The 11,080-nt window shown below is 63.4% G+C and carries 12 protein-coding genes and 1 pseudogene; 5 read left to right on the plus strand and 8 right to left on the minus strand.

Annotation, left to right across the window (positions count from 1 at the left end; translation table 11 throughout):
* Positions 1-121: 121 nt before the first annotated feature.
* The 7 genes from GGQ63_RS21855 to GGQ63_RS13725 all read right to left on the minus strand — a co-directional run bounded on the left by GGQ63_RS21855 (position 122) and on the right by GGQ63_RS13725 (position 4,767).
* Positions 122-229, minus strand: coding sequence for a hypothetical protein (locus tag GGQ63_RS21855; protein ID WP_210308519.1), 108 nt, complete (start codon positions 227-229; stop codon positions 122-124).
* Positions 230-347: 118 nt separating this feature from the next.
* On the minus strand, positions 348-821 hold the full coding sequence (locus tag GGQ63_RS13700) for a DUF411 domain-containing protein (RefSeq protein ID WP_183856756.1): 474 nt from the start codon (positions 819-821) through the stop codon (positions 348-350).
* Between the two features lie 56 nt (positions 822-877).
* Positions 878-1,162 carry a copper-binding protein gene (locus GGQ63_RS13705; RefSeq protein WP_183856758.1) on the minus strand — a complete coding sequence of 95 codons (285 nt, stop codon included), beginning with the start codon at positions 1,160-1,162 and terminating at the stop codon, positions 878-880.
* 25 nt (positions 1,163-1,187) lie between these two features.
* Positions 1,188-1,685 (minus strand): cupredoxin domain-containing protein, encoded by a 498-nt coding sequence (locus GGQ63_RS13710; protein ID WP_210308508.1) that lies wholly within the window; start codon positions 1,683-1,685, stop codon positions 1,188-1,190.
* Positions 1,672-3,069 carry a multicopper oxidase family protein gene (locus GGQ63_RS13715; protein ID WP_183856760.1) on the minus strand — a complete coding sequence of 466 codons (1,398 nt, stop codon included), beginning with the start codon at positions 3,067-3,069 and terminating at the stop codon, positions 1,672-1,674. The genes GGQ63_RS13710 and GGQ63_RS13715 overlap by 14 nt, the downstream gene beginning before the upstream one ends.
* 19 nt (positions 3,070-3,088) lie before the next feature.
* Complete coding sequence (locus tag GGQ63_RS13720) at positions 3,089-4,549, minus strand: TolC family protein (protein WP_183856988.1); 1,461 nt, start codon at positions 4,547-4,549, stop codon at positions 3,089-3,091.
* Positions 4,549-4,767: a hypothetical protein gene (locus tag GGQ63_RS13725; protein ID WP_183856763.1), complete on the minus strand. Its 219-nt coding sequence runs from the start codon at positions 4,765-4,767 to the stop codon at positions 4,549-4,551. Before GGQ63_RS13725 ends, GGQ63_RS13720 begins: the two co-directional genes overlap by 1 nt.
* A gap of 963 nt (positions 4,768-5,730) precedes the next feature.
* Between GGQ63_RS13725 and GGQ63_RS13730 the strand changes: the two are divergent.
* The 5 genes and pseudogenes from GGQ63_RS13730 to GGQ63_RS13750 form a co-directional block, all read left to right on the plus strand.
* A pseudogene (locus GGQ63_RS13730) lies at positions 5,731-6,122 on the plus strand (efflux RND transporter permease subunit); the annotation flags it as partial.
* Positions 6,123-6,273: 151 nt separating this feature from the next.
* Positions 6,274-6,654 (plus strand): hypothetical protein, encoded by a 381-nt coding sequence (locus GGQ63_RS13735; RefSeq protein WP_183856765.1) that lies wholly within the window; start codon positions 6,274-6,276, stop codon positions 6,652-6,654.
* A gap of 101 nt (positions 6,655-6,755) precedes the next feature.
* Positions 6,756-8,252: a multicopper oxidase family protein gene (locus GGQ63_RS13740; protein ID WP_183856775.1), complete on the plus strand. Its 1,497-nt coding sequence runs from the start codon at positions 6,756-6,758 to the stop codon at positions 8,250-8,252.
* A gap of 332 nt (positions 8,253-8,584) precedes the next feature.
* Positions 8,585-9,226: a hypothetical protein gene (locus GGQ63_RS13745; protein WP_183856777.1), complete on the plus strand. Its 642-nt coding sequence runs from the start codon at positions 8,585-8,587 to the stop codon at positions 9,224-9,226.
* A 21-nt stretch (positions 9,227-9,247) separates the two neighbouring features.
* On the plus strand, positions 9,248-10,297 hold the full coding sequence (locus GGQ63_RS13750) for a helix-turn-helix domain-containing protein (protein WP_281380162.1): 1,050 nt from the start codon (positions 9,248-9,250) through the stop codon (positions 10,295-10,297).
* A gap of 313 nt (positions 10,298-10,610) precedes the next feature.
* Here the strand turns inward: GGQ63_RS13750 and GGQ63_RS13755 are convergent, their stop codons facing one another.
* Positions 10,611-10,934, minus strand: a complete 324-nt coding sequence (locus GGQ63_RS13755; protein ID WP_183856787.1) for a hypothetical protein — start codon at positions 10,932-10,934, stop codon at positions 10,611-10,613.
* Positions 10,935-11,080: the final 146 nt, after the last annotated feature.

Below are 11,080 nucleotides of genomic sequence, written 5' to 3' on the forward strand. Positions count from 1 at the left end.
CACGGCTTGCCGGGCCGAATCGTGAAAGCTCGTGCGGCCAGCGATTTCGGGAAGACAAGCCGGCTCTCGGACAGAGAGTTCGCCCCACGCTTCCATGCGTGCGCTAGGCAAATTCGTCTGGTCACGTTCTTTTCATGCCGACGACCATTCGACGAAGAACCTCGTCGCGCTGGACGAAATGATGCCAGAGGGCAGCGCTCACATGAACGACCGTGACGGCGAGCAGCAGCCATGTGAGAACTCAATGGATTGGGGCGAAGGCCGTGCTGTCCACATACATCGCGACAATGCCACTAATCGGCAGCGCCTTCCGAATGCTCTCCGATCGTTCGTCCATGGCTGTGCGCTCAACTTGGAATCGGGCTGGCGCCGCGGAAGCGCATGAACACGCTCGGCGGTTCGGAACCAAAAGCCATCACGTCGTAGGTCTCGGGTTCCATTCCGGCGACGTCCATGCCGGGTGATCCCACCGGCATGCCGGCAACAGCAACTCCGCGCACGGACGGCCGGGCAGCCAAGAGCCGGGCCAAAGCCGCGGCCGGAACGTGGCCCTCGAGAAGGAAGTTCTCGACCTCGGCCGTGTGGCAGGACCAGAGCGCCGACGGAATCCCAAAGCGAACTTTGATCGCGTTGATCCTCGGCTCCTCGACGATCTTCGTGGGAAAGCCGGCCTTCGCGATGTGGTCGGCCCAAGCGCTGCAGCAGCTGCAGGACGGGTCCTTGTAGACCGTGACCAGAGGTTGGCCAGCGGCCCTGGCAGCCGCCGGCGCGAACAGTGTCGCGCCCGCGAGCAGGAGCATGCGTCTGCGGTCCATGTTCATCGGGCAATCCTCCGGCGGACGGGGAGCGCTGCGGCGCTCCCCGAGACAACGAGATGTTACTTCGACTTGTCGATCTTGGTGACCGTCAGTCGGCCGCTCACCCGATCGGCCTCGAACTTCACCTTGTCGCCCACCTTGACCGCTTTCAGCATGGCCGGGTCGGCGACGGCGAACACCATCGTCATGCCGTCCATGTCGAGGTTCTTGATCGGCCCATGCTTGAGCGTGACCTTGCCTTGGGCCTGGTCGATCTTGGTGATCTGCCCGTCGACCGGCGCGGTTTGCGCCAAGGCGACGGTCGAGAACGCGGAGATCGCTGCTGCTATCATCAGTTTGCGCATGTCTATGCTCCTTTGTTCGGTGCAACTACTTGACGATGATGGTGCCGGACATCCCGGCTTCCCGATGACCGGGGATGAGGCAGGAGAAGTCGAACTCCCCGGCCTTGGTGAATTTCCAGACGATGTCGCCGGTCTTCTTCGGGGCCAGGCGCTTGGCGTTGGGATCGTCATGCTCCATGTCCGGGTTCTTCATCATCTCGGCCATGTGCTTGAGGTTTTCGTCGAGCGTGCCGACGACGATCTCGTGATCGAGCTCACCATTGTTGCGGATGGCGAACTTGACCTGCTCGCCCTTGCGGATGTCGATCTTGTTCGGGATGAACACCATCTTCCCGTCCGCTTCGCGCATGGTGATTTGGATGGTGCGTGCTGGTTTCTTGGGATCTCCGGGTTCGCCATAGGCCCGGTCATCCCCGTGGGAATGACCAGCGTCGGCCAGCGCTGCGGTCGACAGAGTAAGGGCCGCAAGCGCGGCGATCAGGAATCGTGGTTGCACGTAGAAATCCTTCTCAATGATTGCCATGGGGGGATTTTTTGCCGGGTTTCACGACGGTGAACTCGGCAGTTTTCGTCTTGTCGAACGCGGCGGGAGGCTTGCGTTCGGCTTTTTTCGGTTCGCCCTTCCACTCGAAGGCGACCGTCCCTTCCGGGTGCTTGAACCAGCCCGGATCCTTGTAGTCGCCGGATGCGAGCCCCTCGCGCACCTTGACGACCGAGAACATGCCGCCCATCTCGACCGCCCCGAACTGGGCGAAGCCCGTCATCATCGGCAGGGTGTTGTCGGGCAGCGGCATTTCCATCTCGCCCATGTCGGCCATGCCGGCGGTGCCCATCGGCATGTAGTCCGGCACCAGCTTGCGGACCTTCTTGGCAAACTCCTTCTTGTCGACGCCGATGAAGTTGCGCACGTCGTGACCCATGGCGTTCATGGTGTGGTGCGACTTGTGGCAGTGGATCGCCCAATCGCCGGGCTTGTCGGCGACGAAATCGAAAGCGCGCATCTGTCCGACGGCGCAATCGATGGTGACCTCCGGCCAGGCCGCCGCCTCCGGCACCCAGCCGCCGTCCGTGCACGACACCTTGAAGTCGTAGCCGTGCATGTGGATGGGGTGGTTCGTCATGGTGAGATTACCGAACCGGATGCGGACTTTCTCACCTTTGCCGGCGACGATGTGGTCGATGCCGGGGAAAACCCGGCTGTTCCAGGTCCACATGTTGAAGTCGGTCATCTCGGCGACCTTCGGCACATAGGTGCCGGGATCGATGTCGTAGGCCGCCATCAGGAACACGAAGTCGCGGTCGACGCGCCGGAAGGCGGGGTCCTTCGGATGCACCACAAAGAAGCCCATCATGCCCATGGCCATCTGGACCATCTCGTCGGCATGGGGGTGGTACATGAACGTGCCGCTCTTCTGGAGCTGGAATTCGTAGACGAAGGTCTTGCCTGGCCTGATGTGCGGTTGGGTCAGCCCGCCGACCCCGTCCATGCCGCAGGGCAGCAACTGCCCGTGCCAATGGATGGTGGTGTGCTCCGGCAGCTTGTTGGTGACGAAGATGCGGACCTTGTCGCCCTCGACCGCCTCGATGGTCGGTCCTGGCGACTGGCCGTTATAGCCCCACAGGTGGCCGACCATGCCGGGCGAGAACTCGCGCACCACCGGCTCGGCGACGAGATGGAATTCCTTCCAGTCGCCGTTCATGCGCCACGGCAGGGTCCAGCCGTTGAGCGTGACGACGGGCTGATAGTCCGGCCCGCTCGTCGGAACGAGCGGTGGCTGCATGACCGATTCCTTCATGGTTGCGGCTTCGGGGATCGCAGCCGCCTGGGCGCGGCCTGAGACCGCGCTTGCGCTGATCAGCGCCATGCCACCGGAGGCGCCGAGGAAATTTCGACGTGAGATCGTCATGATGGTCTCCCTTTTCCGGTCAGTTCCCGCCTTCGGCGGCCGCGGTTACGACGGAGCCCTCGGCCGAACCGGCTGAGCTGCCTCCGCCGATGATCGCGGTCTCGAAGTCCACGGTGGCGATGAAGAAGTCGCGCTTGGCGGCGATTGCCGCGACGTTGGTGGCGATGCTTTCCCGCGCCGTCGTCAGAAGCTCGAAGACGTCGATCAGCATGCCGTTGTATTCGAGCAGGGCCTGCTCGTTGATCGTCCGGCGCAGCGGCAGAATGCTGTTCTGATACTGGCGGGCAATGTCGTAGCTGCCGCGATAGGTGAGATAGGCCGCGCGCGCTTCCGAGCGCACGTTCACTGCTTTCTCCATCAGGCGGTTGACCGCCTGCATGTAAGTCTCCTGCGATCGGCGCACATTGACTTCGCCGCCGTCGAAGATCGGGATCTGGATTTCAAGTTCGAAGCCGCGCGGGGACGAGCTCTCCCGCACGCCGTCCACGGTTGATCGCTCGTAGTTGCCGCGCCAGCCACCATCGAGCATGGAGATGAACCGCGTCGCCTCGGTCAGCCCAAGGGTCTTGGCCATGGCGTCGAGCTCGAGGCGTGCCGCGATGAGATCGACCCGCTTTCGAATGGCATCGACTTCGACCTGTTGTGCCGTCTGGATGCGGGGCATGCCCGGGAGTTGCCCCGGCAATCTGTAGTCGACGTCGGGCCCCCACAGGCCGAGCATGCGGGTCAGCGCCTCGCGATCCGTGCCGACCCTCAATCGAGCCTGGGCAAGCTCGTTGGACACCTCGGCGTAGAAGGCACTTGCTCGGGCCTGGTCGAGTTTCTTCGCGGCGCCGGTCTCTCCGAGCTTGCGCGTGAGGTCGGCGGCTGCGTCGGCCGAGACCCGCGCCTGTTCGAGGAACGACGCCGTCTGCCGCGAAGCCACGGCGCGGTAGTAGGCACGGCGTGTCTCCGCGGCGGTGCGGAAGGTTGCCTCGATCGCCTTCTGTCGAGCGGCTTCGAACTGCGTCCTGGCGATATCGCTGCGGGCCGGAAGTGTCAGGAGCGCCAGGATATTGGCGATCACGCGACGTTCGATATCCAGCGAGCCGCCGGTGGAGAGTCGCTCGACCCCGATGACCGGATTGGGCGGCAGGCTGGCCTCGACGAAGGCGGCCTCGGAAATGCCGAGCGCATTGTACTCGGCCTGAAGACCCCGGTTGTTGATGAGCGCGAGCTGAACGGCGCCGTCCGCGGTCAGGGGTTTGGTCAAGAGCGCATTGACGCGGCTTTGGACCGCTGACGCCTCGGCCGATGATGCGATCTTCACGGTGTCCTTGCCGATCGCGGCCGAGACCTCCGCCGACACCGGGCTCATGCCACCATCCGGCGTGAATGTTACGCAGCCACCCAGCGTCGCGGCGACGGCGCCGATCGCGACGAGCCGCCTCCAAGGCGGTGCAGGAAGAGGCTTCGCCTGGCTGTCGATTGTGAGCACCATCATTCGCCCCCCGTCTTGGGAGCGACGCGCTCATTGCGTTCAATCCAGGGTTTCGGATCGACCGGACGGTAGTCGACCGTTCCCGCGGTGACGGGCGCGTAGCGCAATGGCTTCACGCTCGAACTCGCGTCGGACGGGCTGGGACCCACCTCAATCAAAGGTGGTCCGGAACATGCGGACAGGACGACGGCGAAGGCCGTCAGGAAGACAGGTTTCATGGAGATCCTCGGAATCGGCCCAGTCGGCCCGAGCGGCATGGCCGCGCGGCATCGAACAGCGATCTTCAGCGGCTGCGGAGACGCAGCAGCAAAAGCCGTCGGCAGAAACCCGAAGACAGAAACGGAGACGGATCTTGTCCGTCAGCGATCAGAGGTCGTGAAGGGAGTCGGCCGACGATCAGACGTCGGCGGATCTCGGCGGGCGTTCAAGGCGCGTCGCGGACGATCCCTTTACACCCGCCTCAAGCGACGGATGATCGATGGTCCGCTCGAAGGCGATAACGACCATGGCGCATGCGCTAGCCGGAATTGCAGTGTGGCAGGCCATAGCGCAGCAGGAACTCGATGTGTCGCTGTGTTGATGCTTAGCAGCGCAGGCTGGGCCGTCCGCTTCCAGACAAGCGGAATTCTGGGCCAAGTCGCTGTCGCCGTGCTCATGCGATCCGCTAGAATGGCTGGCTTCGATCGGCGCGTGGTGCCCTTTCCCACCGCTCGACGCCATCAAGCCGCTCGCAATGCCCCAACCCGTGCTTGCCACCGAAAAGGCGAGCACGGTCAGAAGAATCACGAATGAGCGAAGCGAAGGCATCATATCGCATTGCAAACTACGGGTGACGCCGCGAAATGGCAAGGACCAATTTGGCCTCATATGAAAAAACCCCGAGGCTGGTGTTCGGCAGTCGCACCAATTTTCCCCGCAAGGCTTCCGCTGTGGAACGTCAGCCCGTGAATACGACGTGTTAGACGGCTCAGGATGAAGAAACAACTTTCCACGTGACTTTGACGTGACGACGGCCGTCATTGCTGCCGACTCTGCCAAGAACGTGAACGCGATGCTCTTCCACCGATCAAGATATTGTGAGATTTAGGATATGACGATCCAGTCTTGGCTTTTTCGACTGCTCTCAATCCTGGCGATCGCCGCCCCGTCGCCGCACCTGCCGGTAGCGACATAACAACGGGGGTATGACGGCGGAAACCAGCGGGGTCATGCTGATCTACCTCGACCGCGTTTGGAACGAAGTTGGCACGAAGATCACGGCAACAGGCCGGAGCCTGACGCGCGCCGACCTCCATCACGCCATCATGGAGGGCGCCGTCGAGCGCGTGCGGCCCAAGATGATGACCGTGGTTGCCATCATGGCGGGCCTGATCCCGATCCTGTGGAGCACAGGAGCCGGCTCCGAGATCATGCAGCGGATCGCCGTGCCGATGATCCGCGGCATGGTTTCTCGACCCTGCTGACGCTGATCGTCATTCCGGCGATCTACGGCCTAGTCAAGGGATGGGGGCTGGCGTCGAACGCTGCGGCGGTGAGGTCGGAGTCTGTTGCCGGCCAACTCGCGGCCGAATGAGACATGCGCCGGGACAGAATCGGCGGCCCCAGCCCAAAGGCCTCGCGAAGGGACACGTTCTCGTGACGCGAGAACACCTCACAGAGGCCATTGATGTGGATCAAGGTGGAATTGTGCGGAGGGTGCCTTCTTGAGGAGGCAGGGGTCAGGCATGAGCGTCGGGTTGCAGACGATCGGATGGATGAGAGCGTTGCTGGCCTTTCTGGTCGCGATCGCGCTGCTCGTTGCCCCTGTCGCCAGCGCACAGGCCATGCCGTGTCATGACCTTGTTCGCCACGAGCAAACAACCGTCGTGGAAAGCGGGCAGCTTCGGGCCGTCATCAGCGGCGATGGTCTCCAAGGTCATTTTCACGCCGTCGACCATGCGCTCTGTTGCAGCAGCGTATGCGCATCCTGTGTTGTGGCCCTTGCCGCGCCAGATGCGACTGTCCCGCAGCGCATCGTGCTCACTGCGCGTTACGCACAGCGTGACGAGATCGTCACCGGCGTGGCGTTTCCACCCACCCTCGGTCCTCCCCGAACCCGTGCCTGATCGGACCTGACCTGATGCTCCGTGGGCATCAGGTCGCTCAATGCGCATTCGCATGATCAGTCAGCCGGCCTGCTACCGGCAAGGGAACAAGGACCCACACCATGAATCGTCGTCATTTTCTCAACCGGATGATGGCCGGAGCGGCCGTATTCGGCACCTCAGCTGCCTTTCATCCAATCAACGCCTGGGCGCAGACGGCACCCGACGCCACTCCGCCCGCGTCAAACGCCATACCGCGCCCGCTCGGCGTGGTCAGTCGGACCATCGAGGTCAATGGCAAGGCAGCGCGCGTGTTCGGGCTTGCCCAGACCGACGGCACATTGGGCCTGGCGCTGGATGCCGGGAGCAGCTTCGACGTCGCGCTCTCCAACCGGATTGGTGAGCCGACCCTGATCCATTGGCATGGCCTGACACCGCCCTGGACGATGGACGGCGTGCCGGACAATCCCGCTGCGCTTCTGGGACCCTCCGAAACGCGCCGCTACACCTTCCCGGTCGGCACCGGAGGCACCCACTGGATGCACGCTCATACGCTGCAGGAGCAGAATCTGCTGGCGGCGCCGCTGATCGTGCGGACCGCCGCCGACCGGCAGCGGGACGAGCAGGAGGTGGTGATCCTGCTGCATGATTTCTCGTTCACGCCCGCGGAGGAGCTGCTCGCCAAGCTCAAGGCAAGCTCCGCCGGCGCCATGCCGATGGATCACGGCGCGATGGGCCAAAGCGACGCGATGAAGGGAATGGCGGGCATGATGGCCTCCGGCGCGATGGGCCAGATGCAAAGCATGCCGGGCATGGCGATGGACCTCAACGATATCGACTATGATGCCTACCTCGCCAATGACCGCACGCTGGACGACCCCGAGGTCGTCGCCGTCGACAAGGGCGGCCGGGTGCGCCTGCGGATCATAAATGGCGCGACGGCGACCGCCTTCACCATCAATACCGGAAGTCTGGATGGTGAACTCATCGCGGTCGACGGCCAAGCCGTTCAGCCGGTCGCCGGCCGGTCCTTCCCGATTTCCATGGGCCAGCGCTTGGATATCCGGTTGGCGCTGCCGAAGGCGGGCGGGTCGCATCCGATCCTCGCCCTTCGGGAGGGTGGCGCCGAACGAGCGGGAATCATCCTGGCATCCGCCGGCGCGGTCGTCGGCAAGATTCCGGAGCTCGGAGAGGCCAAGGGACCCGTGCTCGGGCTCGGCCTCGAGCAGAGGCTGCGCGCCATAGAACCGCTCGCGCAGCGTCCCGCCGACCGCCGCTTCGCGCTCACCCTCACCGGCAATATGGCGGACTATAGCTGGGGTATCGGAGGAGGCGACGCGCTACGGATCAAGCGGGGAGAGCGCGTTGAGCTCGCATTGACGAACATGTCGATGATGGCTCACCCGATGCATCTGCACGGCCACGCATTCCAGGTGGTCGGCGTTAACGGCAAGACGCTCGGCGGTGCGCTGCGCGACACTATTCTCCTCCCGCCGATGGCTCGCGTGACCGTTGCCTTCGACGCGGACAATCCCGGACGCTGGCCACTCCACTGCCACCACCTGTACCACATGGCGACCGGCATGATGACGTTCGTCGCTTATGAGGGCGTCGGCTGAAACCGGGAAGCCGTTCACCGGCGCGATCATCACGATCATTAGCCGCCCTCTCCTTCGCGGGGATGATCTCCGCGATCGAACGCGCTCCGCTGCACCCCCATCGGGAGGTGGTGCAGCGAGGGCCGGTACCTGAAGCCGCTATCTTTCGTGAACGACCAGCTCAACGCGTGCATCGGCGTCGGCTGTAGCCAGGACTGCCTGGTATTATGATATTCTCGACGGCCTCCCTCTTTCGGCCATCCCCCGGGTCCAACCACCCAACTAAGACAGTTGCGCGCGATAATTTTTTCCTCCACAAATGAGGCGATGAAAATTATCGTGGGAGTGATTCGATGGCTGCGGTTCGTGTGCTTGCCGATCATCCTGAAGTCGATGCTCGCCTCGCCGAGTTCGGTGTCACGCGCCAGGCGCTGCTTGAGGTCGTGCGCGGCGTGGTCGCTGCGCGTGCCGACGCGATCGCCGATGATCCCGCTTCTGCGGAGGGGCTGCTCGCCTACATCTACGGCACCCGATATGTGCGGCAACTTTTCCGGGCAATCGGCTGGGTCAATTATCGCGAGAACAACGTCGAATCCGTCAAGCATCCGGATAGCCCCCTCAAGGTGGTCTATCAAAGTGTCGACCTTGCCGCCGACAAGTTGCACAAGCCGCAAGCGGTTTCCGGGAAAGGCTCCGGCGCCGACCGTATCATTGCGGTGGGACAGGCCGGGCTGTTCCCCGAGGAAGAGATGTCAGCGGTGCGGGATCAGGGGCTGGCGGAACTCCGGACCGGCGTATGGTTCTTCTGCGTGTCGGTTCAAGGTGATGATGTCCGCGCCGAGCTGTCGCTGCCTTCAGGTATTTCCGGCGGCAATTTCGAGGGCTTTATCGAGCGCATCTTCATCCTCGGTGGTGGTGAATGGCCGGCGGATGCCATCCTTGATAGCGATCGTCCGGATGGCATCGAGTTCGAGCCTGCTGTTCTGCGTCGCTAGGCCATGTTCAACATTGGCAGAATGGAGCTCGCGCGGAAGCGGCAGCGGTTGACCGCCAAGGCCCTCGCCGAGCAAGCCGGCATATCGCCGGTCACCCTGTCGCGTGTCGTCAACGGGCAGCAGGTTCCGGATGAAGACACGGTCGACGGCTTGGTGCGCGCGCTGGGATTCCCGCGGGAGTTCTTCTTCCGGGACGACGCGGCACCGATCAGCGCTGATGCCGCCAGCTTCCGGAGCCTCACGGCGATGTCGGCGCGAGAGCGCGATGCGGCGCTCGCGGCTGGCTCACTGGCCTTCGAGATGTCAGCCTGGGTGCGGGAACGGTTCGTTCTGCCGCAGCCAGACCTGCTCGACCTCAGCCATGAACGCGATCCCGCTGGAGCCGCACGTGCGCTGCGCCAGCATTGGGCGATCGGCGAACGGCCGATCTCGCATATGATCAAGCTGCTTGAGACGAAGGGCGTCCGCGTCTTCTCGCTGGCCGAGAACACGAAGAATGTGGATGCCTTTTCCTGTTGGCACGATGGCGAGCCGTATGTCTTCCTCAACACCTTCAAGACCACGGAGCGCAGTCGGTTCGACGCTGCTCATGAGCTGGCGCACCTTGTCTTGCACAAGCATGGTGGTCCCAATCAAGGGCGCGCTGCCGAACTCGAGGCACATGCGTTTGCATCGTCGTTCCTGATGCCTCACGACGACGTCGTGGCGACGATCCCATTCGTCCGAAGCCTCGATCAATTGGTGCTCGCAAAGAGGCGGTGGGGCGTATCCGTCGCTGCGCTTGCGCATCGCCTCCACCGGATCGGCCGGATCTCCGATTGGAACTACCGGACATTCTGCATCCAGATAAACAAGCGGTTCGGCGTCAACGAGCCTGACGGCCTTCCACCGGAGCGATCTGCAATATGGCAGCGTGTCCTTACCGAACTTTGGCGGGAAGGCGTGACGCGCCGGCACGTTGCGGCCCGCTTGGATATCCCTGAGGCAGAACTCGACAATCTACTGTTTGGGCTTACCGGCGATGTGAATCCGCCATCCGTCGGTGGTTCGTCTCTCCGGCTAGTTCCGTGATTGAGCCCGGTAGCTTCGCCGTTGCGGCGCTTCGCCGAAGAACCTGTTGCGGATTCCGTCGAGCGGCCACGCTCCCAGCTCTCTTCGTATGGCATGGTCTCTTTGCGCTTGCGGCTACCGCTGGTGGGGATCCTGCTTCGCTCCGTGTGACCATCCCCGACATGTGATCCGGCGACGGCGGTTCCGATGCCTTTTCTTCGCCGGCCGCGTGCGTTCGCGATGCACGTCCTCATCCTGAGAATGGCAGTGACGTCCATCTGCCACGAACCTGTGACAACTCCGTACCGCTGCTCGCGTTCCCAAAATGCGTCGCCTATGACATGTTGCGCTGCATGAAGGTCGCCCCTTGGCTACGCAGGTTGCTCCCGATCCTTGCGATCGTGGGGCTCATTGCCGGACCGTTCACCGCGCCGGTGAGCGGCCCCGCGATGGCGGCGGCCTCCGATATGTCCATGTCCGCGATGCCGGACGACATGCCATGCTGCCCAGACAAGCCGGCCGTTCCGGACTGCCAGAAGACCTGCCCATTGATGGCATTGTGCATGGCCAAGTGCTTCTCGGTCGGGCCGATGCTCTCAAGCCTGGCTTTCGTTCTGCGGGCCGAGGGCGATGCCATCCGCCCCGGCAGTGACGCCATGGGCGATGCACTCTCGATAGAGCCTCCGGCTCGACCTCCGCGAACCTAGAACATCGCCGGCGTTTGCGCGCCGGTTCGTGCCGCCCCAGCGAGACTCGGGCGGCCGAGAGCGCGTGGCCGTAGGCCGCGCAACGCCGGGCCATGCG

Origin of the sequence: Prosthecomicrobium pneumaticum (assembly GCF_014199915.1) — a bacterium.
In the GTDB taxonomy this organism is placed as follows: domain Bacteria; phylum Pseudomonadota; class Alphaproteobacteria; order Rhizobiales; family Kaistiaceae; genus Prosthecomicrobium; species Prosthecomicrobium pneumaticum.

What these genes read in the sequence shown, in the direction of transcription:
- GGQ63_RS13700 (WP_183856756.1), bottom strand. Translation starts at nt 821, where the DNA reads ATGAACATGGACCGCAGACGCATGCTCCTGCTCGCGGGCGCGACACTG.
- GGQ63_RS13705 (WP_183856758.1), bottom strand. Translation starts at nt 1,162, where the DNA reads ATGCGCAAACTGATGATAGCAGCAGCGATCTCCGCGTTCTCGACCGTC.
- GGQ63_RS13710 (WP_210308508.1), bottom strand. Translation starts at nt 1,685, where the DNA reads ATGGCAATCATTGAGAAGGATTTCTACGTGCAACCACGATTCCTGATC.
- GGQ63_RS13715 (WP_183856760.1), bottom strand. Translation starts at nt 3,069, where the DNA reads ATGACGATCTCACGTCGAAATTTCCTCGGCGCCTCCGGTGGCATGGCG.
- GGQ63_RS13720 (WP_183856988.1), bottom strand. Translation starts at nt 4,549, where the DNA reads ATGGTGCTCACAATCGACAGCCAGGCGAAGCCTCTTCCTGCACCGCCT.
- GGQ63_RS13725 (WP_183856763.1), bottom strand. Translation starts at nt 4,767, where the DNA reads ATGAAACCTGTCTTCCTGACGGCCTTCGCCGTCGTCCTGTCCGCATGT.
- GGQ63_RS13735 (WP_183856765.1), top strand. Translation starts at nt 6,274, where the DNA reads ATGAGCGTCGGGTTGCAGACGATCGGATGGATGAGAGCGTTGCTGGCC.
- GGQ63_RS13740 (WP_183856775.1), top strand. Translation starts at nt 6,756, where the DNA reads ATGAATCGTCGTCATTTTCTCAACCGGATGATGGCCGGAGCGGCCGTA.
- GGQ63_RS13745 (WP_183856777.1), top strand. Translation starts at nt 8,585, where the DNA reads ATGGCTGCGGTTCGTGTGCTTGCCGATCATCCTGAAGTCGATGCTCGC.
- GGQ63_RS13750 (WP_281380162.1), top strand. Translation starts at nt 9,248, where the DNA reads ATGGAGCTCGCGCGGAAGCGGCAGCGGTTGACCGCCAAGGCCCTCGCC.
- GGQ63_RS13755 (WP_183856787.1), bottom strand. Translation starts at nt 10,934, where the DNA reads ATGGCGTCACTGCCGGGGCGGATGGCATCGCCCTCGGCCCGCAGAACG.